Origin of the sequence: Bosea sp. Tri-49, from assembly GCF_003952665.1 — a bacterium.
GTDB lineage: Bacteria > Pseudomonadota > Alphaproteobacteria > Rhizobiales > Beijerinckiaceae > Allobosea.
This window is the reverse complement of the sequence record NZ_CP017946.1, coordinates 5,519,966-5,541,623: the sequence shown is the minus strand read 5'-3', so window position 1 is coordinate 5,541,623 and position 21,658 is coordinate 5,519,966. Positions and strand designations below refer to the sequence as shown.

19 protein-coding genes are annotated in these 21,658 nt (G+C 66.8%); 4 read left to right on the top strand and 15 right to left on the bottom strand.

Annotated elements, in window-relative coordinates; genetic code table 11:
* Both BLM15_RS26705 and BLM15_RS26700 read right to left on the bottom strand, forming a co-directional pair.
* The gene (locus BLM15_RS26705) at positions 1-1,449 is read right to left on the bottom strand and encodes an aspartate aminotransferase family protein (RefSeq protein WP_126115585.1); all 1,449 of its coding nucleotides are present in this window, start codon (positions 1,447-1,449) and stop codon (positions 1-3) included.
* Positions 1,442-2,134, bottom strand: a complete 693-nt coding sequence (locus tag BLM15_RS26700) for an MtnX-like HAD-IB family phosphatase (RefSeq protein WP_126115584.1) — start codon at positions 2,132-2,134, stop codon at positions 1,442-1,444. The genes BLM15_RS26705 and BLM15_RS26700 overlap by 8 nt, the downstream gene beginning before the upstream one ends.
* A 480-nt stretch (positions 2,135-2,614) precedes the next feature.
* Here BLM15_RS26700 and BLM15_RS26695 point away from each other — a divergent pair, with 480 nt between their 5' ends.
* Genes BLM15_RS26695 through BLM15_RS26680 form a run of 4 tightly spaced genes read left to right on the top strand, consistent with a single transcriptional unit; the run spans position 2,615 to position 9,632 of the window.
* On the top strand, positions 2,615-3,334 hold the full coding sequence (locus BLM15_RS26695; protein WP_236846439.1) for an IclR family transcriptional regulator: 720 nt from the start codon (positions 2,615-2,617) through the stop codon (positions 3,332-3,334).
* Entirely contained in the window at positions 3,331-7,179 is a 3,849-nt protein-coding gene (locus BLM15_RS26690) for a hydantoinase B/oxoprolinase family protein (protein ID WP_126115582.1), read from the top strand. Before BLM15_RS26695 ends, BLM15_RS26690 begins: the two co-directional genes overlap by 4 nt.
* Positions 7,180-7,227: 48 nt before the next feature.
* The gene (locus BLM15_RS26685; protein ID WP_126115581.1) at positions 7,228-8,901 is read left to right on the top strand and encodes an OPT/YSL family transporter; all 1,674 of its coding nucleotides are present in this window, start codon (positions 7,228-7,230) and stop codon (positions 8,899-8,901) included.
* A gap of 59 nt (positions 8,902-8,960) precedes the next feature.
* A complete protein-coding gene (locus BLM15_RS26680; protein ID WP_126115580.1) occupies positions 8,961-9,632 on the top strand; it encodes an AroM family protein in 672 nt (223 codons plus the stop codon).
* 28 nt (positions 9,633-9,660) lie between these two features.
* On the opposite strand, the gene BLM15_RS26675 is transcribed toward BLM15_RS26680, so the two are convergent.
* The 13 genes from BLM15_RS26675 to BLM15_RS26615 all read right to left on the bottom strand — a co-directional run bounded on the left by BLM15_RS26675 (position 9,661) and on the right by BLM15_RS26615 (position 21,645).
* Positions 9,661-10,617, bottom strand: coding sequence for a catechol 2,3-dioxygenase (locus BLM15_RS26675; protein ID WP_126115579.1), 957 nt, complete (start codon positions 10,615-10,617; stop codon positions 9,661-9,663).
* Entirely contained in the window at positions 10,614-11,723 is a 1,110-nt protein-coding gene (locus BLM15_RS26670; protein WP_126115578.1) for a 5-methyltetrahydropteroyltriglutamate--homocysteine S-methyltransferase, read from the bottom strand. The genes BLM15_RS26675 and BLM15_RS26670 overlap by 4 nt, the downstream gene beginning before the upstream one ends.
* Positions 11,724-11,754: 31 nt before the next feature.
* On the bottom strand, positions 11,755-12,462 hold the full coding sequence (locus BLM15_RS26665; protein WP_126115577.1) for an ABC transporter ATP-binding protein: 708 nt from the start codon (positions 12,460-12,462) through the stop codon (positions 11,755-11,757).
* Positions 12,455-13,207: an ABC transporter ATP-binding protein gene (locus BLM15_RS26660; RefSeq protein WP_126115576.1), complete on the bottom strand. Its 753-nt coding sequence runs from the start codon at positions 13,205-13,207 to the stop codon at positions 12,455-12,457. The genes BLM15_RS26665 and BLM15_RS26660 overlap by 8 nt, the downstream gene beginning before the upstream one ends.
* Positions 13,204-14,211 carry a branched-chain amino acid ABC transporter permease gene (locus BLM15_RS26655; RefSeq protein WP_126115575.1) on the bottom strand — a complete coding sequence of 336 codons (1,008 nt, stop codon included), beginning with the start codon at positions 14,209-14,211 and terminating at the stop codon, positions 13,204-13,206. The genes BLM15_RS26660 and BLM15_RS26655 overlap by 4 nt, the downstream gene beginning before the upstream one ends.
* The gene (locus BLM15_RS26650) at positions 14,208-15,065 is read right to left on the bottom strand and encodes a branched-chain amino acid ABC transporter permease (protein WP_126115574.1); all 858 of its coding nucleotides are present in this window, start codon (positions 15,063-15,065) and stop codon (positions 14,208-14,210) included. The genes BLM15_RS26655 and BLM15_RS26650 overlap by 4 nt, the downstream gene beginning before the upstream one ends.
* 21 nt (positions 15,066-15,086) lie before the next feature.
* Positions 15,087-16,259, bottom strand: a complete 1,173-nt coding sequence (locus tag BLM15_RS26645) for an ABC transporter substrate-binding protein (protein ID WP_126115573.1) — start codon at positions 16,257-16,259, stop codon at positions 15,087-15,089.
* A gap of 51 nt (positions 16,260-16,310) precedes the next feature.
* Positions 16,311-17,000 (bottom strand): 4-carboxy-4-hydroxy-2-oxoadipate aldolase/oxaloacetate decarboxylase, encoded by a 690-nt coding sequence (locus BLM15_RS26640; protein ID WP_126115572.1) that lies wholly within the window; start codon positions 16,998-17,000, stop codon positions 16,311-16,313.
* A complete protein-coding gene (locus BLM15_RS26635) occupies positions 16,997-17,719 on the bottom strand; it encodes a PIG-L deacetylase family protein (protein WP_126115571.1) in 723 nt (240 codons plus the stop codon). The genes BLM15_RS26640 and BLM15_RS26635 overlap by 4 nt, the downstream gene beginning before the upstream one ends.
* Before the next feature lie 16 nt (positions 17,720-17,735).
* Positions 17,736-18,818, bottom strand: coding sequence for a 4-oxalomesaconate tautomerase (locus BLM15_RS26630; RefSeq protein ID WP_126115570.1), 1,083 nt, complete (start codon positions 18,816-18,818; stop codon positions 17,736-17,738).
* A gap of 3 nt (positions 18,819-18,821) precedes the next feature.
* Positions 18,822-19,805: a Bug family tripartite tricarboxylate transporter substrate binding protein gene (locus tag BLM15_RS26625; RefSeq protein ID WP_126115569.1), complete on the bottom strand. Its 984-nt coding sequence runs from the start codon at positions 19,803-19,805 to the stop codon at positions 18,822-18,824.
* Positions 19,805-20,638 carry an NAD(P)-dependent oxidoreductase gene (locus tag BLM15_RS26620; protein WP_126115568.1) on the bottom strand — a complete coding sequence of 278 codons (834 nt, stop codon included), beginning with the start codon at positions 20,636-20,638 and terminating at the stop codon, positions 19,805-19,807. The genes BLM15_RS26625 and BLM15_RS26620 overlap by 1 nt, the downstream gene beginning before the upstream one ends.
* 86 nt (positions 20,639-20,724) lie before the next feature.
* Entirely contained in the window at positions 20,725-21,645 is a 921-nt protein-coding gene (locus BLM15_RS26615) for a LysR family transcriptional regulator (RefSeq protein ID WP_126115567.1), read from the bottom strand.
* Positions 21,646-21,658 lie beyond the last annotated feature (13 nt).

Here is a 21,658-nt window from a genome sequence, read left to right as displayed (position 1 = left end):
TCAGGCGCTGGCGACGCGGGCGAAGAGCTGGTCGAGCAGCTCGATCGCGAGGTCGATCTCGGCATAGCTCATGGTCAATGCCGGCGCGAGGGTGATGACGTTCTTGTAGTAGCCGCCAATGTCGAGCACGAGGCCGTAGCGCTTGCCGCCGACTTCGAGGTCGGCCTTCATGCCCTCGTCGCACATCAGGTCGACCAGCCGCTTCGACGGAGTGAAGCTGTCATGCGGCTCGCATATCTCGATCCGCAGCGCCATGCCGAGCCCGTCGACCTCGCCGACGATCTTGTGGCGGCGCTCCAGCCCCTTCAGGCCCTCGAGGAAATACGCGCCCTTGGCCATGACCATGGTCTCGTAGTCCTCTTCCTCCATCATCTTCATCGCCTCGAGCGCGACCGCGGTGCCGAGCGGGTTGGCGTTGAAGGTCGAATGGGTCGAGCCGGGCGGGAAGACTGTCGGGTTGATCAGCTCTTCCTTGGCCCAGATGCCGGAGAGCGGGTTCAGCCCGTTGGTTACCGCCTTGCCGAAGACGATCACGTCCGGCTGCACGCCGAAATGCTCGATCGACCAGAGCTTGCCCGTCCGGAAGAAGCCCATCTGGATCTCGTCGACGACCAGCAGGATGCCGTGCTGGTCGAGCACCTTCTTGAGCTCGATGAAGAAGTTCGGCGGCGGGATGACGTAGCCGCCCGTGCCCTGCAGCGGCTCGACATAGAAGGCGGCGTACTCGGCCTCGCGGACCTTCGGATCCCAAACGCCGTTGTACTCGCTCTCGAACAGCCGGGCGAACTGCTGCACGCAGTGATGCCCGTATTCTTCCTTGCTCATCCCCTTGGGACCGCGGAAATGATAGGGGAACGGGACGAAATGCGCACGCTCGCCGAAATGGCCGAAGCTGCGGCGATAGCGGTAGGACGAGGTGATCGCCGAGGCGCCGAGCGTGCGGCCGTGATAGCCGCCCTCGAAGGCGAACATCAGGCTCTTGCCGTTCTTGGCGTTGCGCACGAGCTTGAGCGAGTCCTCGACCGCCTGTGCGCCGCCGACATTGAAGTGAACGCGCCCCTTGGCGCCGAACTTGCGCTGCGCGTCCTTCGCGATCATCGCCGCGAGCTCGATCTTCTCGCGGTGCAGATACTGGCTCGCCACCTGCGGCAGCGTGTCGATCTGACGCTTCAGCGCATTGTTCAGGCGCGGATTGGCGTAGCCGAAATTGACGGCCGAGTACCACATCTGCAGATCGAGGAAGCGGTTGCCCGCCGCATCGAGCATGAACGAGCCTTCGCAGCCCGAGAAGATCTTCGGGAACTGCGTGTAGTGGACCGTGTCGCCATGCGAGCAGTATTCGGCCTCGAGCGCGAGCAGGCGGGCCTCTTCTTCGGCGAGTGTCTCGGCAGGCGCCGCGGAAAGATCGACCTGCTCGGCGCGGTCGAGCAGGGTGAAGCCGTCATCCATTGATCATGTCCTTGCGGGCGGGGGTCGCCGGCTCCGTCGCGGAGTCCGACAGCAGGGTTTCGAGGAGGCCGACGGCCTCGGAGAAGGTGGTGAACGGGCGGTGGCCAATGCCGTTGTCACGGCAATGCGCGATCAGCCCGTTCTTGGCGAAGACGAGGTCGGCCTGGCCGGCGACGCAGAAATCCGAGCGGCCATCGCCGACCAGCAGCGTCAGCGGCCGGCTCAGGCTGCTGGCGACGCGGCATTTGCAGGTGCCGCTGGCGCAGCCGCCGGAGGGGTCGGCATGCGGCGAGGTCAACCGCCAGCAATCGCCCGGCAACGGCTCGATATGATTGGCGACGACGGTGAGGCCGCTCAGGCCGGCCCGTCCCAGCAGCGCATGAATGGTGCGATCGAGTCCGTCCGAGACGACGGTTACCGGGATCGCAGCGCGCTGGCACAGCCGGACGAAGGCGGCAAAGCCCCAGTCGATCGCGAGCGACGACACGAAGGTGTCGAACACATCCGGCGAAGCGTGCAGCAGGGCGACCTGGCGTTCCATGCACTCACGCGAGCCGATCCGCCCGGCGACCCAATCCGCCTCGATCTCCTCCCAGCCCGGCTCCGCGAAGCGCTGCAGGACCCGGTCGGTCGTATCCTCGCGTGAAATCGTCCCGTCGAAATCGACGATTGCCTGCCAGTTCATGCCTGCTGCGCTCCAGCCAGTTAGCGCGCCGCCTCAGCAACCCCTGTGCCACAAGACAAACCATTGAAAAATCTGACTTAAAGAGTGAGTTCTTGATTGCACAAGCCTCCCACTTTTGGAGGCGGCTCCAAAATTTGGAGCATCCCATCCAGCTATGAATCCGGGAGCTTGCCGGAGGATTGCACGGTAAACCGCTCGTCTGGCGAGATCGTACGACATCACAAGTATTGACGCCTTTTTGGCCATCAGGGCCGGCAGATTCTGCCGCTCTCCGCCCCTTCAGCGCGAACGATTCGGGCAGCCGCAGAGTCGTTCCGCGACACAAACCGTCTTGACTCACTGTCGGCCCACAGTATTGTTCCTATTATTGCAACTTAAGTTCCATTTTTTGGAACTTTCTTGGAAGCGACCCGGATGTCCATCCTGACGACAGCCGCAGACGTGCTTCGTTGCTTCTCCAGCACGCGTCACGACGTGACCGTGACCGATCTTGTGTCCCTGCTCGGCATGCCGAAGAGCAATGCCTCGCGCCTGCTGCGGGCGATGCGCGACGAGGGGCTTCTGGAAACGGTCGGCGACAGCAAGCGCTATCGCCCATCACTGCTGCTCGCCCAGGTCGGCCAGCTCTACCGCTTCGCCGCTTCGCTGATCGACCGCGCCGACGCCGTGGTTAGGCGTGTCTCTGACCAGATCGGCCATACCGGCTATATCAGCGTGCGCCGCGGCACCGAGATCATCGGCGTCACTGCCCATCCTGGCAGGCACGCGCTGCGGGTCGTCACCTCGATCGGCGACCGCATCCCCGCCTTCGCCTCCAGCACCGGCCGCGCTTTGCTTGCCAGGCTTCCCGACGCCGAGGTCCGCGCGCTCTACCCTGAGGGGTTCACCGCCCCGTCCGAAACCGCGCCCCGCGACATGGACGAGCTTTTGGCGCGGCTGGCCGAGACCCGCCGCAACGGCTTCGCCGAATCCCATGACGAGGCGGTGCGCGGCGTGCGCGCCATCTCGGTCGGCCTCGGCGATCCCGCCACAGGCGACGAGGTCGCGCTCTGCATCTCCTTCCCGGCTGCGACGGTCGAGCCGGGCGAGCGCCTTTCCATCATCCGTTCCCTGTCCGAAGGCGCCGCCGAGATCGCGGCCCTCACCAAGGACAAGCGCTTCTTCCCCTTGAACCTCTCAAACGCGGAGACTGCTCCATGAGCAATCGTTGGCGCATCGGCTTCGACATCGGCGGCACCTTCACCGACTTCATCCTCTATGACGGTGAGGAGCGTTCGGTCCTCCTGCACAAGCGCCTGACCACCCCGCACGACCCATCGGAAGCTGCGCTGATTGGCCTCGGCGAGCTCGTCGAGATGGCCGGGATCACGCTCGCCGATGTCGGCGACATCGTCCACGGCACGACTTTGGTCACCAACGCCGTGATCGAGCGCAAGGGCTCCAGGCTCGGCCTGATCACCACCAGGGGCTTCCGCGACATCCTCGAAATGGGGACCGAGCAGCGCTACGACATCTACGATCTCTTCCTGACCTTCCCCGACCCGCTGGTCTCGCGCGAGCACCGCCTCGAAGTGCCCGAGCGCATGGACCGAGACGGCAAGGTCGTGACCGCGCTCGATGCCGACGCTGTCCGCAAGGCTGCCCGCGAGCTCGCCGCCGCCGGCTGCGAGGCGATCGCGATCTGCTTCCTCAACAGCTACCGCAATCCCGCCCATGAGCAGGAAGCCGGCCGCATCGTCCGCGAGACCTGCCCGGAGCTCACCATCTCCCTGTCGAGCGAAGTCGTCGCCGAGATCTGGGAGTACCAGCGCTTCGTCACCACCGCGGCCAACGCCTATGTCCAGCCGCTGATGCGGCGCTATCTCGAGCGGCTTGAGCGCGAGCTCGCCGCCCGTTCCTTCACCGGCGCGCTCCGGCTGATGCATTCGGCCGGTGGCCTGGTCTCGCCCGAGACGGCGCGCACCTTCCCGATCCGCCTGCTCGAAAGCGGCCCGGCCGGCGGCGGCCTCGCCACGGCCCTGTTCGGCGAGCTCGCCGGCCATAAGGACGTGATCTCCTTCGACATGGGCGGCACCACCGCCAAGGCCTGCATGATCGAGGACGGCCGCGCCGAAATCGCGCCGATGCTGGAGGCCGGCCGCGTCAACCGCTTCGCCAAGGGCTCCGGCCTGCCGATCAAGGCGCCGGTGATCGACATGATCGAGATCGGCGCCGGTGGCGGCTCGATCGCGGCGATCGACGAGGTCGGCCTGCTCAAGGTCGGCCCGCATTCGGCCGGCTCCGATCCCGGCCCGGCCTGCTACGGCATGGGCGGCACCAAGCCGACCGTAACCGACGCCAATCTCGTGCTCGGCTATTACGATCCCGGCTTCTTCCTCGGCGGGCGCATGGCGCTCGATCTGGACGCGGCGCGCAAGGCCGTCGCCACCGTGGCCGAGCCGCTCGGTCTCTCGGTCGAGCAAGCGGCCTGGGGCATCCACAAGGTCGTGGTCGAGAGCATGGGCGCGGCCGCCCGTGTCCACCTCGTCGAGAAGGGCAAGGATCCCCGCCACTACGCCATGGTCGGCTTCGGCGGCGCCGGTCCCGCCCATGCCGTCGACGTCGCCCGCGTGCTCGGCGTCAAGCAGGTCATCATCCCGCCGGCTTCGGGCGCGGCCTCAGCGCTCGGCTTCCTCGCTGCGCCACTTTCCTTCGATCAGGTGCGCTCGCTGCCGGTCGAGTTCTCCGAGGGCTTCGACGCCGCCGCCGTCAACCGCGTGCTGACCGAGCTCGAAGAAGAGGGGCGCAAGCACCTGATCGAAGCCGGGGTGAAGCCTGGCGACGTCATGGTCGAGCGCTCGGCCGATATGCGCCTCGTCGGCCAGATGCACGACATTTCCGTGCCGCTGCCCTCCGGCGCGATCGACGCCTCCAGCCTGGACGCGATCCGCGCCGCCTTCAGCAAGACCTATTCGGCCCGCTACACCTCGGTCTACGAGGGCGCGCGACTGGAGGCGATCAACTTCCGCGTCCGCTGCGCCGGCCCGGTACCGACGCTGTCGCTCTCCGGCGCGACCGGCGGCGGCGACGCCATGGCCAAGCTCAAGGGCAGCCGCCGCGCCTGGTTCGAGGGCGGCTGGAGCGAGGCTGGCGTCTATGACCGCTACGCCCTGCGTTCGGGCGACACGATCAGCGGCCCGGCGATCATCGAGGAGCGCGAGGCGACCACGATCGTCCCACCGGGCGACAATGTTACCATCGACGATGTCCTGAACCTGATCATCCATGTCGGCCAGGCCAATGCCGTCGAAACCACGATCACTGCCGACATGCCGCTGGCCGAGGCCGCGCGGCGCATCGAGGCCGATCCGATCTCGCTCGAGATCATGTGGAGCCGGATGATCAACGTCGTCGAGGAGATGTGGCTCACCGTCTGCCGCACCGCCTTCTCGCTGGTGATCTCGGAAGCCCAGGACTTCGCCTGCGAATTGCTCGATCCCGAAGGCGAGACATTGGCGCACTCACCCCGCGCCATGCCGGTCTTCAACCTGACGCTGCCGCGCGCGGTGAAAGCGCTGCTGGAGCGCTATCCCGCGGAGACGCTGAGGCCCGGCGATGTACTGATCACCAATGATCCCTGGCTCTGCGCCGGCCATCTCTTCGACATCGCCATCGTTACCCCGGTCTTCCTCGGCAACCGCGTCGTCGGCCTGATGGGCACCGTCGGCCACGTCTCCGACATCGGCGGCACCAAGGACTCGTTGCGCGCCCGCGAGATCTACGAGGAAGGCTTCCAGATCCCGCCGATGAAGCTCTATGAAGCCGGCAAGATCAACGAGACGCTGGTCCGCCTGCTCGCCGAGAACGTCCGCAATTCCGAGCAGGTGCTCGGCGACCTGCACTCCTTCGTGGCGGCGAATGCGATCGGCGCCGAGCGGCTGGCCTCCTTCCTTACCGATTACGGCATGCAGGATTTGCGGGCGCTGGCCCATGTCGTGCAGAGCCGCTCGGAGAAGGCGATGCGCGAGGCGATCCGCGCGCTGCCGGACGGCGTCTATCACGGCACCGTCTCGAACAATCCGCTCGGCACGCCGATGACCTATCCGCTGGCGCTGACGGTCAAGGGCGACACGATCCATCTCGACTTTGCCGGCGCGCCGCCGCAGCTGCCGCAGGGCGGGCTGAACTGCACGCTCAACTACACGATGGCGCACGCCACCTACCCGCTGAAGTGCATGCTGACGCCATCAGTGCGCGGCAATGCCGGCTGCTACCGCGCCTTCTCGATCGACGCGCCCAAGGGCTCGATCCTGAACTGCGACAAGCCGATGGCAGTGAACCTGCGCACCCGCACCGGCTGGTACCTCGCGCCGAACATCTTCCGTGCTCTGTCGCAGGCGGCGCCTCGCCAAGTGCAGGCCTTCACCGGTCTGCCCGTCGCGGCGAGCGTCTATGGCCGCGACCAAGCCGGCGACACCTATTCCGACATGCTCTTCGTCGGCGGCGGCCAGGGCGGCTCGGCCCATGGCGACGGCAAGTCGGGCCTGCTCTACCCGACCTCGGCCGCCAACACCTCGATCGAGACCTTCGAATCGCGCGTGCCGGTGCTGGTGGTCGAGAAGACCTATCTGACGGACTCCGGCGGCGCCGGCCGCCAGCGCGGCGGCCTCGGCCAGCGCGTTCGCCTGCGCAAGCTCTCCGATGATGGCCTGCCGACACTGGTCTCGGTCTATCCGGAAGGGGTCAACAACCCGATCCCGGGCCTGTTCGGCGGCAAGGCCGGCGGCGGCGCCTCCGGCCGGGTCATCGACGAGCAGGGCCATGTCCTCAAGGACGTCGGCACCGGCGACCTCGTCCAGGTCAAGCAGCCGCACGAGATCGTCGAGCTCGTGCTCGCCGGCGGCGCCGGCTACGGCCCGGCTGCCGAGCGTCCGCGCGAGGCGATCGCCCGCGACATCGCGCTCGGTCTCGTCTCGCCGGAAGCGGCCCGGCGCGATTACGGCATGCATGCGGCCCATGCTTCCCAGGATGTCGGCGAGGCCAAGACCGGCATCCTTGTTGCCTGACTGATCGATCGAAAGACGCCCGCTGGGGCCAATAAGGGGACGTAAGGCATGACCAACCAAACCGAGGGGGTGCCTCGGCGGCACCCGAGCCTGTTCGAGCCGGCGACGCTGGTGCTGATCGCGATTCTCTGCGTCTTCGGCGCGATCATCGGGATGCAGCTCCTGGTGTCGCTCGGCATCACCGCGAACACCTCGCTGATCGGCGCGCTCGCCGCCATGGCGCTGGCGCGCGTGCCGCTCGCGATGTTCGCGCGCTACCGCTCGGTCCATGTCCAGAACCTCGCCCAGAGCGCGATCTCCTCGGCCACCTTCGGCGCGGCGAACAGCCTCTTGCTGCCAGTCGGCATCCCCTGGCTGCTCGGCCGGCCGGACCTGGTGCTACCGATGCTGGCAGGCGCCTTCTTCGCCATGCTGCTCGACGGCTACCTGCTCTACCGGATGTTCGATTCCCGCGTCTTCCCGGCGACCGGCGCCTGGCCGCCGGGCGTCGCCGCCGCCGAGGCGATCAAGGCCGGCGACGAGGGCGGCCGCAAGGCGGTGCTGATGGGCGTCGGCTTCGTCACCGCGATCCTCATTGGCTTCGTCAAGGTACCGCTGGCCTGGATCGGTTTCGCCGGCTCGGCCGCGATGTCGAGCATCCCGATGTCCGCCTTCGGCGTCGCCTTCATCGGCAACATCTGGGCGCTGGCCATGTTCGGCATCGGCCTGCTGCTACGCGGCTATTCCAGCCAGATCTTCGGCGGCCCGCTCTTCGAGACCATCATTCCGAAGGGCGACCTGATGGCCGCCTATATCCCGCACGGCTTCATGATCGGCGCCGGGCTCGTCGCCCTGCTGCAGGTCGGCCTGCTGCTCTTCCGCCGCAGCGAGGCGCAGAAGCTGGCCGAGGCTGCCTCCGGCACCTCGGATGCCGAGGTGAAGCGGGCGCTCGGGCTCGGCACGATCGGCTATCTCGTCATCGCCGTCTTCATCGCGCTCGTCGGCGGGCTGATGACCGACATGTCGATCGGTATGCTGATCCTGTTCGTGCTCTACGCCGCCTTCGCGGCCTATGTGCATGAACTGATCGTCGGCCTCGCCGCGATGCATTCGGGCTGGTTCCCTGCCTTCGCCGTGGCGCTGATCACCCTGATCATCGGCATGCTCATCGGCTTCCCGATGCCGGCACTGGCGCTGCTGGTCGGCTTCTCAGCCGCGACGGGACCTGCCTTCGCCGATATGGGCTACGATCTCAAGGCCGGCTACCTGCTGCGCGGCAACGGCGCCGACCCCGCCTTCGAGCGCGAGGGCCGCCGCCAGCAGCTTTTCGCCGCGATGTTCGCCTTCGTCATCGCCGGCGCGGTCGTGCTGGTCTCCTACCAGTCCTATTTCGACCAGAACCTCGTCGCGCCCGTCGACAAGGTCTATGCCGCGACGATCAAGGCCGGCGTCGCGCCCGGCGTCGCCTGGCAGCTCTTCCTCTGGGCGATCCCCGGCGCGATCCTGCAATTCGTCGGCGGGCCGAAGCGCCAGATCGGCGTGCTCTTCGCCACCGGCCTGCTGATCGCCTTCCCGATGGCGGGTTGGGCGGTGCTGGCCGGCATCCTCTGCAGGCTGGTCTGGGAGAAGCTGCGCGGCACGACCGGCGAAGGCGACATGGAGGTCTTCGCCGCAGGTGTCATCGCCGGCGACGCGATCTTCTCTTTCTTCGACTCCGTCTCGAAGAATTTTTTCAAGCGCTGAACACCGGAGGTCCGGGCTGGCAACGGCCCGGACCTCACCGTTTGCGGAAGGAAAGGCCCATGGGCAAACTCGGCACCCTCACCATCGGCCAGGCGCCGCGCGCCGACATCACGCCGATCCTCGATGCGGTGCTCGACGCCGAGCTGCCGCGGCTGCATGCCGGCGTGCTCGATGGCCTGTCGCGCGAGGAGATCGACCGTGACTTCGCACCCGAGCCCGGCGGCGCGCTCCTGATCACCAAGCTGCTCGATGGAACCTCGGTCGTCATCGACCGCCAGCGCACCGAGCGTGCAGCGCAAACCAAGCTCGCCGCGCTCGAAGCGGCCGGCTGCAGCACGATCCTGATGCTCTGCACCGGACATTTCGAAAGCCTTCGGACAGAGCGCGCACGGCTGATCGAGCCGGACCGCATCCTGCCTCCGACGGTTGCGGCGCTGGTTCAGGACGCGCAGCTCGGCATCATCGTGCCGCTCGCCGAGCAGATCGCTTCCGAAGCCGGGAAATGGGCGCCGCTCGCCCGTCCGCCGATCTATGCCGCCGCCTCGCCTTATGGCGGCGATGGACTGTCCGTTGCGGAGGCCGCCGAAGCGCTCGCCGAGCGTGGCGCCAGTATCCTGCTGATGGACTGCATGGGCTTCGTCGAGCGCCACCGGCAGGAGGCGGCGGCGGCTGGCCTCCCGGTCATCCTGTCCAATGCACTGATCGCCAAGATCGTCTCGGAAGTGGTTTGAGGGTCTAGCTCCAGCCCCAAAAGCCGCGCTACTTGCCCCCCGGCGGCGTGCCGTGGGTGTGGAAGCTCTCGATCGTCTTCAGCCCCCAGGCCTGCCCCTTCTTCCGCTCCTCTTCCGTCCAGGTCACCGTCTGCCAATCGGGATCGAGGATCAGGCGCGCCCCGGCATTGGCGATCTCGACGCGGTTGCCGGCGGGTTCGTAGACATAGAGGAAGAAGGTCTGCTGCACCGCGTGCTTGTGCGGCCCGGTCTCGATGAAGACACCGTTCTCCAGGAAGAGATCGGCCGCCTCCAGAATGTGCTCACGCTGGTCGACGGCATAGGTGACGTGGTGGAAGCGCCCGCGCGCCGGCGTGTGGTCGCGGGTATAGGCGATGTCGTAGCTCTTGTTGTTGACGGTGAACCAGCAGCCGCCGACGTCGCCGGAATCGAGCACGATCTGCTCGGTCACGCGGCTACCGAGCGCCTTCGGCATGAAGTCGCGGATCGCCGCGACGTCCTGCGCCAGGAGGTTGAGATGGTCGAGCCGGCGCACGGCGCAGCCGCGGCCATGGTTGCGCTGCGCCTGGTTCTTCAGGGCAGGCCGCTCCTTTTCAGGAGCGGCATATTTGTTGGTCTCGAAATAGATCTCGAAGACGTGGTCGTCCGGATCGCGGAAGCGATAGGCGCGGCCATGGCCGAGATCGCCCTCGCTCCAGCCGATGCCGCAGCCCATCGCCTCGATCGCCGCGACGCGGCGCATGAGCGCCGCCTCGCTTGAGGCACGATAGCCGATATGACCGACGCCCGTGGTCTTGGCCGCGGTGAGCTTCAGCGTGTGGAACTCATAGTCGTCCCAGGCGCGCAGATACACGCTGTCGCCCTCGCGCCCGCTCTCCGTCAGCCCGAAGATGTCGACGAAGAAGTCGAGGCTCTCCTGCGGCTTGTTGGTGAAAAGCTCGACATGGCCGAGATGGGCGATGTCGAAGCAGGGTTCGGCGCTCATCCCCAGACTTCCTTGGCGACCTCGAGGATGCGCGAGAGCTTGGCCCATTGCTCGTCCTCGGCCAGCACATTGCCTTCCTCGGTCGAGGCGAAGCCACATTGCGGCGACAGGCAGAGCTGCTCCAGCGGGGCGAACTTTGAGGCTTCCTCGATGCGGCGCTTGAGGTTGTCCTTGCTCTCGATCTCGCCAAATTTCGAGGTCACCAACCCGAGCACGACCTGCTTGTCGCCCTTGGGCAGGAAGCGCAGCGGCTCGAAGCCGCCGGAGCGGTCGTCGTCCCACTCCATGAAATAGCCGTCGACATCGATCTCGTTGAAGACCATTTCGGCGACCGGCTCGTAACCGCCAGAGGCGATGAAGGTCGACTTGAAATTGCCGCGGCAGGTGTGGGTTGTGATCTGCATGTCGGCCGGCTTGGCCTTGAGCGCCGCGTTAAGCACGTCGCGATAGATGAAGACCAGCTGCTCCGGGTCGTCGCCGCGCTCGGCCAGCATCTTGCGCTGCTCAGGATCGCAGAAATAGGATAGGCTGGTGTCGTCGAGCTGGAGATAGCGGCAGCCGGCATCGTAGAAGGCCTTGATCGCCTTGGCGTAGACCTTGCTGAGATCCTCGTAATAGTCCTCGATCCGAAGATAGGCGCTTGGATCGATCGCCTTCCGGCCGCCGCGGTAATGCAGCATGGACGGGCTCGGGATCGTCATCTTCGGCACGCGGCTGGTCGTCGAGGCCAGGAACTTGAAATGGGCGAGATGCGGGTGATCGTCCGGAAAGTCGAGCTTGCCGGTGACGCGGACTGCATGGCCCTTGGTGGTGACGCCCTTGAACTGGATGCCTGAATCGGTCTCGAAGCTGGTGACGCCGGAAAGGCCGTCGAGGAAGTCGAAATGCCAGAAGGCGCGACGGAACTCGCCATCGGTCACCGCCTGCAGGCCGACGTCTTCCTGCTTGCGGACAAGCTTCCTGATCTCCTCGTCCTCGATCGCCGTCAGCTCGGCCTGGCCGATTTCACCGGCCACGTGCTTGGCGCGGGCGTCCTTGACCGGCGCGCTGCGCAGCAGGCTGCCGACCATGTCGCCCCGGAACGGCGGCTTCTGTCTCTGGCTCATGGCGTTTCCTTTCCTCGGTTCTGTCGTTGGCTCAGGCGGCTGCGAGGCCGAGATGGCGCTCCAGCCGTGACGGGTCGGCGAGGAGTTCGGCACTCCCGGCGGCAAGGACGACGCGGCCGCGCTCAAGCACGATCGCCTCGTCGGTGAGTTCGAGGATCTTGCGGGCGTGCTGCTCGATCACGATCGCCGAGAGCCCCTCCTCTCGGACGAGCCGCTTCAGGGCGCGTAGCAATTCCTCAACGATGATCGGCGCGAGGCCCTCGGTCGGCTCGTCGAGCAACAGCAGTTTCGGGTTGAGCATCAGCGCCCGGCCGATCGCCAGCATCTGCTGCTCGCCGCCGGAGAGCTGGTTGCCGAGATTGGCCTTGCGCTCGGCAAGACGCGGGAACATCGCAAAGACGCGCTCGGTCGTCCAGGCGCCCGGCGTCGCCACTGCGGTCAGGTTCTCCAGCACGGTCAGCGATTTGAAGATGTTGCGCTCCTGCGGCACCCAGCCGATGCCGGCATGAGCGCGCTGTTCGGGCGAGGCTGTGGTGAGGTCGCGCCCTGAGAGCACGATTCTGCCGCCACGCCGGTGGGTGACGCCGATGATGCTGTTGACCAAAGTCGTCTTGCCGACGCCGTTGCGGCCGAGCAGCGCCAGCGAGCGCCCCTCGGCGAGCGATAGATCGATGTCGAACAGCACCCGGGCCTCGCCATAGCCGGCGCTGAGGCGTTCGACTTTGAGGAGTTCAGCCATGGCCATGCTCCCCAAGATAAGCGGCGCGGACGGCCGGATCATTGGCGATCTCGCTGGGTGTTCCATCGGCGAGCAGGCGGCCGTTGACCAGCACGGTGATCCGCGTCGCGAAGCGGAAAACGAGGTCCATGTCGTGTTCGATCAGCAGCACCGAGACATCCTCGGGCAAACCGGCGACCATCGCCATCAAGTCGCGCCGCTCGGCCTCGGGCACGCCCGCCGCCGGCTCGTCGAGCAGCAGCACGCTCGGCTTGGCCGCGAAGGCAGCGGCGATCTCGATCTGCCGCTGCTTGCCATAGGGCAAGGTCGCGATGCGCTCGTCCATGATGTCGTCGAGCCTGAAGCGGGCAAGGATCTCCGCGGTCTCGGCGACGAGTTCCTTGTCCTTGTCGAGCGCCCGCAGAGGCTGGCGGCCGCGGCCGAGCCGCTCGGAGGTCACCAGCGCGATCATCTCGACCGGCGTCATCGTCGCGAAAAGCTGGTTGATCTGGAAGGTGCGCGCCAGCCCGCGCCCGACCCGAGTCTCGCGCGATAGCGTGGTGATGTCCTCGCCCAGGAGCTCGACTCGGCCGGAGCTCGGGCGCAGCACGCCGGTGAGCTGGTTGACGAAGGTGGTCTTGCCGGCGCCGTTCGGGCCGATCAGCGCGTGGCGCGCGCCCTTCTGCAGCGTGAAATCGACATGGTCGGTGGCAGTGATGCCGCCGAAGCTTTTGCAGAGGTCGAAGGTCTGGAGCGCCACCCTCATGTCGGCGATCTCCGGACAAGATGGCCAATCCGGACAGCCACCGCCTTGATCCCGCCATGGATCAGTTCGCGCCCGCCGAGCACGAACAGCACCAGGAACAGCCCGATCCAGAACATCCAATATTGCGGCGTGAAGCTCGCAATCACGTCCTGCAGCAGCTTGAAGGCAACCGCGCCGATCAGACCGCCATAGAGATAGCCGGCACCGCCGATGATCAGCACCAGCATCAGATCGGCCGAGCGGTGGAAGGCGAGCACGTCGAGCGAGACGAACTGCGTGGTCTGGGCGAGCAGAGCTCCGGCCGCGCCGGCATAGGCGGCCGCCAATGTGTAGACCGCGACCAGCCGCCAGTGCAGCGGCACGCCGGAGGCCGAGGCGCGCAGGGAGTTGTCGCGGATCGCCCGCAGCGACAGGCCGAAGGGCGAGCTCACGATGCGCCGTGCCAGCACGAACAGCACGAAGAGCACAGCGAGCGAATAGAGATAGGCGACCTTGCCGAAGATATCGAACTCGAACAGCCCGAGCACCGGCCCCATCGTGATGCCCTGCAGGCCGTCGGCGCCGCCGGTGATGCCGCCGAGCGAATTCGCCAGCTCCCCCAGGATCAGCGCGACACCGAGCGTCACCATCAGCCGTGTCAGGTCGCTGCCGCGCAGGATCAGCGGGCTGGTGAGCAGGCCGAGTAGTCCAGCCGCTCCCATCCCGACCGCGAGGCCCGCGAGCGGATCAGCGCTGGCATGCTTGGCGAAGAGCCCGGCGGCATAGGCGCCGAAGCCGAAGAAGGCGGCATGCCCGAGCGAGACGATGCCGGCATAGCCGAGGATCAGGTCGAGCGAGACGGCAAAGAGCCCGAGGATCGCGATCTCGTTGAGGATCAGCAGCTGGCGCGGCAGCAGGAAGAAGACCGCCAACGCCAGGACCCAGAACGTGATCTCGGCCGGATGCCAGCGGCGCGCGCCATAGAGCGAGCGCCGGACGCGGGCCTCGATGCTGCCGGCACTCATGCCCGGCCCCTGGCGAAGAGGCCGTGCGGCCGGGTGATCAGCAGGACGACCATCAGCGCGTAGATGATGAAGGCGCCGAGCTGCGGCACGAGGTACTTACCGGCAACATCGGCGACCCCGAGCAGCATCGCCGCGAAGAACGGGCCGGAGATGGTCGAGGTGCCGCCGACTGTCACCACGATCAGGAAGTAGATCATGAACTTCAGCGGGAAGGTCGGATCGAGCCCCATCAATTCGATGCCGAGCGCGCCGCCAAGGCCGGCAAGCCCCGAGCCGAAGGCGAAGGTCAGCGCGAACAACCGGTTGACGGGGATGCCGAGCCCGCGTGCCACCCGGGCATCGTCGACGGCAGCGCGCAGCCGGCTGCCGAAGCGGGTGCGGGTGAAGCCCCATTGCATCGCGAAAGCAAGCGCGCCGCAGAGCAGGATGATGAAGAGCCGGTAGCGGCCGACGCCGATCCCCGCGACATCGAAGCGCCCACTCAGCCAGACCGGCAGCTGCACGAATTGCTGGGTCGAACCCATCAGGTAGTCGGCGCCGGCAACCGACATGAACACCAGTCCGATCGAGAACATCACCTGGTCGAGATGGCCCCTGGCGTACATCGGCCGATAGACCAGCCGCTCCAGCACCAGCCCTGCGAGCCCGGCGGCGAAGAAGGCCGCCGGGAGCGCCCACAGGAACGGCAGGCCGAGCCGCTGCATCGCCAGCACGGTGACATAGCCGCCGAACATGGCGAAGGCGCCGTGGGCGAGGTTGATGAAGTTCATCAACCCCATGGTCACGGACAGCCCGCAAGCCAGCACGAACAGGATCATGCCGTAGGCGACGCCGTCGAACAGGATGGTGAGCACGTCGGCCCCGCCCCGGCCGGCTTACTTCTTGGCCTTGGTCGGGTCCTTGACGTTCGGGATCGTCTCGAACTCCTGATTCCAGAGCTCGCCGTTCACGCGCTCGACCTTGCGGATATAGACGTTCTGGATGATGTCGCGCGTCTCCGGATCGATCGAGATCGGCCCGCGGGGGCTTGTCCAGCTCATCCCCTTCATCGCGGTGACCAGCGCCTCGCCGCCCTCGCCCTTGGTCTTCTTCAGGCCCTCATAGAGCGCGTGCATGCCGTCATAGCCGCCGACCGCCATGAAATTCGGACGCATGCCCGGATTGGCCTTCTTGAAGCCCTCGACGAAGGCCTTGTTCTCCGGGCTGTCATGCGAGGCCGAATAGTGCTGGGCGGTGATGACGCCGAGCGCGACGTCGCCCATGCCGTTGAGGATGTCGTCATCGGTCAGGTCGCCGGTGCCGATCAGCTTGATGCCGCTCTTGTCGAGGCCGCGCTCGACGAACTGCTTCATGAACTGGGCGCCGACGCCGGACGGCACGAAGACCAGCAACGCCTCCGGCTTGGCATCGGCGACACGCTGCAGGAAAGGCGAGAAATCGGGGTTCTGCAGGGGCACGCGGATGTTCTCGACCTGGCCGCCGCCGGCCTTGAACGCCTCTGAGAACGAATTCTCGACGTCATGGCCCGGGCCGAAGTCGGAAACGATGGTGATGACGCGCTTCGTCCCCTGCTTGGCGATCCAGGTGCCGAACGGCGCGCCGATCTGCGGCACGACCTGGCTGGTGCGCACGACGAAGGGCGAGCGCTCGGTGATGATCGCGGTCGCGGCCGCCATCACCACCATCGGCGTCTTCGCCTGCGTCGCCAGCGGGGCGGTGGCGAGCGCGAGCGGCGTCAGGCCGAAGCCGGCGATCGCGGTGACCTTGTCGTTGACGATCAGCTCCTGTGCGATACGGCGGGTGACGTCGGCGGTACCGGTGTCGTCCTTGACGATGAGCTCGACCTTCTTGCCGGCGACGGTCGCACCCTTCTCCTGGATGTAGAGATTGGCGGCTGCGGCGATCTGCCGTCCGGTCGAGGCGAAGGGGCCGGTCATCGGCAGGATCAGGCCGATCTTGACCGCATCCTGCGCCAAAGCCGCGCCGCTGACCGAGGCGGCCAGGGCGAGGCCGAGCATTCCACTGAGAACCGTCCTGCGATTGGTCATGTCGTTCCTCCCGAGTGTTGTTGCGATCCCCTTTGCGGGGCTTTCGTTGGATTATTCGTCTTCGTCGTCGCGATAGGTAAGGCCCGCCTTCGCGAGGCCGTCGCGCATAGCGTACATGTCCAGCCCGAGTTCGCCAGCGGCCAGGCGTCTACGCTTTTCGTCTTCATTGGCCTCGCGCTTGCGGCCAGCGGCAGCGACCGCCTCGGCGTCGCGCCGCGGCACGACCACGACGCCGTCATCGTCGGCGACGATCACGTCGCCGGGATGGACGAGCGCCCCGGCACAGACCACCGGCACGTTGACCGATCCGAGCGTCGCCTTGACCGTGCCCTTGGCCGAGATCGCCCGCGACCAGACCGGAAAGCCCATCTCGGTCAACGTGCGCACATCGCGCACCCCGGCATCGATGACGAGGCCGATGCCGCCGCGCGCCTTGAGCGAGGTCGCGAGCAGGTCACCGAACATGCCGTCGGTGTTGTCGGTGGTGCAGGCGACGACGAGCACGTCGCCCGGCTGCACCTGCTCGATCGCGACATGGATCATCCAGTTGTCGCCGGGCTGAGCCAGCACCGTTACCGCCCCGCCGGCGATCTGGCCGCCGGCATAGATCGGCCGCATATAGGGCTTCAGCAGGCCGCTCCGGCCCATCGCCTCATGCGTGGTCGAGACGCCGAGCGCGGCGAGATCGGCCATCGCTGCAGCGGGAGCGCGTTTGCTGGTGCGGATGACGACGGGGTTCATGCCAGCGCCTCCAGCGCTTCCGGGAAGAGGCGCTGATAGGCCTCGCCATAGGTCATCGCCTTGCCGGAGTTGCGGCCGCCCTGCATGCCGCGATTAAGCGCGACGCGGGTGTAGTACTCCCAGAGATGCTTCTGCGCGGCGAGGATCTCGAACGCCTTGCGCTTTACCTCCCAGACCTCGTCGATGTTGAGGATCACGTTCGGCTTGAAATTGCACTGCTCGGGCTGGTGCGGCTCGAACAGGAAGACCGGCGGTGCGGCATAGGCTCGGCTGGGATCGGGCTTGTGGCCGGCCGCCTGTGCGATGATGCGCGCCTCCTGGGCAAAGCGCGTCGCCTCCGGATGGTCGACATTATAGGGGTCTTCGAGCGCATGGGTCAGCACGAAGCTCGGGTTGAGTTCGTGGAAGATGTCGATGGCGCGCTCAAGCATCGGCTCGGTGGTGCGCAACGGATAGTCGCCGGCATCCATGAACTCGATCTCGGCGCCCAGCAACGTGGCTGCAGCCTCGGCCTCCTCGCGGCGCTGGGCCTTGACCTCAGCCATCTGCACGCCCGCCTTCTTCCAGGCGAACTGGCTTTCGCCGCGCTCGCCATAGGACAGGCAGAGGATCTTGACGCGCATGTCGCGTTTGGCGTGCAGGGCGATGGCGCCACCGGCCCGCCAGACGAAGTCGCCGGGATGGGCGGTGATGACCAGGCCTGTCTTCTGGGCGCTCATCGCGTGCGCTCCTCTCTCACAATCTACCGGCCGGCACGAAGGCCTGCCCTGTCATCAGGATGCGGGCGGTGCGCAGCAGCCCGGCCCGCTCGACCACCGGCTGCTCGGCAGTCCCGCCGACCGTCAAGGTCACCGTGAACTCGCCGGTCGGGTGCTCCACCGAAAGCGTCCGCTCGCGTCCCTGCGGCATCACAACGACAGAAGCCGCAGGCGAGCCCGGCAGCACGGCGGCGGTCGCGACGGTCACAGCGGCGAAGACGCCGATCGAAGCATGGCACTCATGCGGGATGAAGCTGCGGGTCGAGATCGCCCCGCCGGCCTGCGGCGGCGCGACCAGCGCGATTTTCGGCACGACCTTCTTCGCGACATCACCGAGATTCATCAGCGGGCCGGCCGCGAGACGGATGGCCTCGATCCGGGCCTTGAGTTCGGCATCCTCATTGAGCTGGTCGCGCGGCTCGTAGCCGGTGCGCCCGACATCGGCGGCGCGTAGCACGATCACCGGCATGCCGTTGTCGATCAGCGTGCAGGGCACCCCGTCGATCACATCGACGACATTGCCGGTCGGCAAGAGCGTGCCACAGACCGAGCCCTCGGCATCGAGGAAGCCGATATCGATCGGCGCCGAGGTTCCCGGCACGCCATCGATGCGCGCAGTCCCCTCGGCACTCGCCTCACCGTCCGGCGTATCCATAGTGAGATCGGCGATCGTTCCGGTGTTGATCGTCCGGACCCGCACCGTGGTGCGCGGCCCGCTCGCCTTCACCAGACCACGCGCCAGCGCGAACGGCCCGATCCCGGCGAGGATGTTGCCGCAGTTCGGCGTCGTATCGACCGAAGCCGTCTCGACGCCGACCTGTGCAAACAGGAAGTCGATATCGCAGCCGGGCTCGTTCGAAGGCGAGACGACCGCGACCTTGCTGGTCAGTGGATGGGCACCGCCGAGCCCGTCGACTTGGCGCTTGTCGGGCGAGCCCATCACCGCCAGCAGGAAAGCGTCGCGCGCAGCGATATCAGCCGGCAGGTCGTCGCGCAGGAAATAGGCGCCTTTGGAGGTGCCGCCGCGGATCAGCATGCAGGGGATGGCGAGCTGGCCCATCGCTTACTCCGCTGCCTTGATGCCGGCACGGGTAATGACATCGCGCCAGAGCACGAGTTCCGAGCCGATCAGCTTGCCGAAACCCTCCGGCGTCTCCGGCCGGGCGATGGCGCCGTCTTTGGAGAGGGCCGCGGCGAAGTCCGGCTGACCGAGCAGCGCATTGATCTCGCGATTGAGCCGTTCGACGATTCGTGACGGCGTGCGCGCCGGCGCCACGATCCCGTACCATTGCACTGCCTCGAAATCCGGCAGGCCGCTCTCGGACAGGGTCGGCAGATCGGGCGCGAAGCCGACACGCTCGCGCGCCGCGACGCCGAGCACCCGGAGCTGCCCGCCCTCCGCCAGCGGCAGCACGGCTGGCCCGCCCGTCAGCGTGAACTGGATGTTGCCGGCGACGAGATCGTTCACCGACGGCGCCGTGCCGCGATAGGGCACATGCGTCGCTTCGATGCCGGCGCGATGGCAGAAATAGGCGGTGGCAATATGGGCGGCGCTGCCTTGCCCGCCGGACGAATAGTTCAGCTTGCCGGGGTTTGCCTTGGCGTAGGCGATGAACTCGCCGAGGGTCTTGGCTGGCAGCTTCGGATTGATCGCCAGGATGTTCGGCAGCATGGCGACGAGCGCGACCGGCTGGAAATCCTTGACCGGGTCATAGGGCACATTCGGGTAGAGTGAGGGCGCGAAGGCCAGCGTGCCGATATGGCCCATCATCAGCGTGTGGCCGTCGGGCTCGGACTTGGCGACCTGCCCTGAGGCGGTCATGCCGCCGGCGCCCGGGCGGTTCTCGATCACGAAGCCCTTGCCCGGAATGCTCCGCTCGAGCTTGCTGGCGATCAACCGCGCCAGCACATCGGTGCTGCCGCCGGGCGTGAACGGCACGACGATCCGGATCAGCTGGCTCGGCCACTCCGGCTGAGCGCGTACCGGCCCCAGCCCGGCGAAACCGGCGAGCCCGAAGCCGGCGAGGACGGAGCGGCGATCCAGCATCACCGGGCGCCCTCCTTGCGGCGAGCCCCGCGCAGCTGGGCGTCGGCGACTGCCTGGGCCAGGCCGGGGTGGAGATTGGCGACGCCGAGCATCTCGGCTGCCTCGCGCATCTCGGCCGAGCGGCGCACGCCATGGGTCGCGACGCGCTCGCGCATGTCGGCGGCAAGCGCATGGAAATCGATCGATGGGAAAGTCGCGTGCAGGCTGGCGAAGACCGGATCCTTGACGTCCCAGGCCTCGCAGGCGGCAGCGCAGTCGACCATCAGCGCCTCCAGCCCCTTGATCACGATCGAGCGGCAGAGCTTCATCGCCGAGGCCCGGCCATAGACCTCGGAGACCGGTGTCAGGTTCATGCCGAGCCCGTTGAGCGCCTCGGAGACGGCCTGTGCCTTGGGGCCACCGCTGAGGATCGCGACCTTCAGGCCAGGCTTCAGCACCGGTGCCATCACAGCAGCCTCGACATAGCCGGCGCCGCTGGCGGTCACAGCCTGCGCAGCCCGCTGTTTGGTCGAAGGTGCAGCGGAATTGACGTCGACGAAGACCTGCCCCGGCTTCAGCCAGGCGGCCGCCTCGCTCGCCACCGCCTCGGCGCGATCGGCGGTTACGGCCGAGAAGACGAAGGCCGCACCCGCGCAGGCTTCCTGCGCCGAGGAAGCGCGGGCGACGCCGAGTTCCTCCGCAGCAGCTTCCAGACGGTCGCCGGCCTCGCTGCCGAAGAGCAAGTCATAGGCGCGAATGGCGACGCCCTCATTGGCCAGCAGGCCGCGCGAGAAGGTCTGGCCGACCTCGCCGAAGCCGATGAAGGCGATCGCTACCGTGTTGGCGCCTGCCATCGCTGGCCTCTCCTCGCGCGTTTCGTCCCGCCGCGAGGTTCGGCCAAAGCCATTCTGTCATCAAATGATAAGAATGCAGCGATTGATTACTTTTCTTCATCTCGCCGCGGCACGACGCTGCGCTTCAATGCTTGGCTCAATAGCGCGATCAGATCCCGCGTCACCGGGCGCAACGGCACCGATTTGCGCGTGATGATGCCGAGCGTGCGGGTCACAGCCGGCGAGCGCAAGGGAATGGCGACGAGCTCACCGGCATCGACGACATCGAGCGAAAGCTGCGGCACCACCGCGTAACCGATGCGCGAGCGCACCAGGCTGACAGCGGTGACGACGCGCTGGACCTCGTAGCGCCAGGTCAATGTCTCCCGGCGGGCGCCGAGCGCATCGTCGATCAGGATGCGGTTGCCGGTCTCGGCGCTGATCCGCACCAGCGGCTCGTCCTGCAATTGGGCCCAGGTCAGAAAGGTCGCTTGCGCCAGCGGCATCGAACGATGGCTGACCAGCACGAAGGGCTCCTTGACGACGGGCTTGAGCTCGAGGTCCCAGCGATTGGCGGCAACGATGGTGACACCGAATTCCGCCTCGCTGGACTGGACCTTATCGGCGATCTCGGAAGCCGAGTTATCGTGAATTCTGACGCCGACGCCGGGATGGCGCGCGGCGAAAGCGGCGATCACCGCCGGCATGCAATGCGCCGCCACCGTCGGCAGGCAACCGAGCGAGACCTGCTCGTCGCCCTCGCGCAGCTCGACCTTGACCTCGTTGATGGCGAAGCCGAGATCTTCGAAGATGCGCCGCGCCCGCGGCAGCAGCGTCGTGCCGGCTGCGGTCAGCGAGACCTGTCGTGTGGTGCGCAGGAAGAGCGGCGTTCCCAGCGACTCCTCCAGCTTGCGGATGCGATGGCTGAGCGCCGTCTGCGACAGGTTGAGATGCGAGGCGGCCGCCCGGAAGCTGCCGCGCTCGGCGATGCTGACGAAGGCCTGCAGCCCGAGAACGTCTACGCGCATCGGATCACATAGC

What these genes read in the sequence shown, in the direction of transcription:
- BLM15_RS26685 (WP_126115581.1), top strand. Translation starts at nt 7,228, where the DNA reads ATGACCAACCAAACCGAGGGGGTGCCTCGGCGGCACCCGAGCCTGTTC.
- BLM15_RS26615 (WP_126115567.1), bottom strand. Translation starts at nt 21,645, where the DNA reads ATGCGCGTAGACGTTCTCGGGCTGCAGGCCTTCGTCAGCATCGCCGAG.
- BLM15_RS26660 (WP_126115576.1), bottom strand. Translation starts at nt 13,207, where the DNA reads ATGAGGGTGGCGCTCCAGACCTTCGACCTCTGCAAAAGCTTCGGCGGC.
- BLM15_RS26705 (WP_126115585.1), bottom strand. Translation starts at nt 1,449, where the DNA reads ATGGATGACGGCTTCACCCTGCTCGACCGCGCCGAGCAGGTCGATCTT.
- BLM15_RS26640 (WP_126115572.1), bottom strand. Translation starts at nt 17,000, where the DNA reads ATGAACCCCGTCGTCATCCGCACCAGCAAACGCGCTCCCGCTGCAGCG.
- BLM15_RS26655 (WP_126115575.1), bottom strand. Translation starts at nt 14,211, where the DNA reads ATGAGTGCCGGCAGCATCGAGGCCCGCGTCCGGCGCTCGCTCTATGGC.
- BLM15_RS26665 (WP_126115577.1), bottom strand. Translation starts at nt 12,462, where the DNA reads ATGGCTGAACTCCTCAAAGTCGAACGCCTCAGCGCCGGCTATGGCGAG.
- BLM15_RS26620 (WP_126115568.1), bottom strand. Translation starts at nt 20,638, where the DNA reads ATGGCAGGCGCCAACACGGTAGCGATCGCCTTCATCGGCTTCGGCGAG.
- BLM15_RS26670 (WP_126115578.1), bottom strand. Translation starts at nt 11,723, where the DNA reads ATGAGCCAGAGACAGAAGCCGCCGTTCCGGGGCGACATGGTCGGCAGC.
- BLM15_RS26700 (WP_126115584.1), bottom strand. Translation starts at nt 2,134, where the DNA reads ATGAACTGGCAGGCAATCGTCGATTTCGACGGGACGATTTCACGCGAG.
- BLM15_RS26645 (WP_126115573.1), bottom strand. Translation starts at nt 16,259, where the DNA reads ATGACCAATCGCAGGACGGTTCTCAGTGGAATGCTCGGCCTCGCCCTG.
- BLM15_RS26635 (WP_126115571.1), bottom strand. Translation starts at nt 17,719, where the DNA reads ATGAGCGCCCAGAAGACAGGCCTGGTCATCACCGCCCATCCCGGCGAC.
- BLM15_RS26675 (WP_126115579.1), bottom strand. Translation starts at nt 10,617, where the DNA reads ATGAGCGCCGAACCCTGCTTCGACATCGCCCATCTCGGCCATGTCGAG.
- BLM15_RS26630 (WP_126115570.1), bottom strand. Translation starts at nt 18,818, where the DNA reads ATGGGCCAGCTCGCCATCCCCTGCATGCTGATCCGCGGCGGCACCTCC.
- BLM15_RS26625 (WP_126115569.1), bottom strand. Translation starts at nt 19,805, where the DNA reads ATGCTGGATCGCCGCTCCGTCCTCGCCGGCTTCGGGCTCGCCGGTTTC.
- BLM15_RS26680 (WP_126115580.1), top strand. Translation starts at nt 8,961, where the DNA reads ATGGGCAAACTCGGCACCCTCACCATCGGCCAGGCGCCGCGCGCCGAC.
- BLM15_RS26690 (WP_126115582.1), top strand. Translation starts at nt 3,331, where the DNA reads ATGAGCAATCGTTGGCGCATCGGCTTCGACATCGGCGGCACCTTCACC.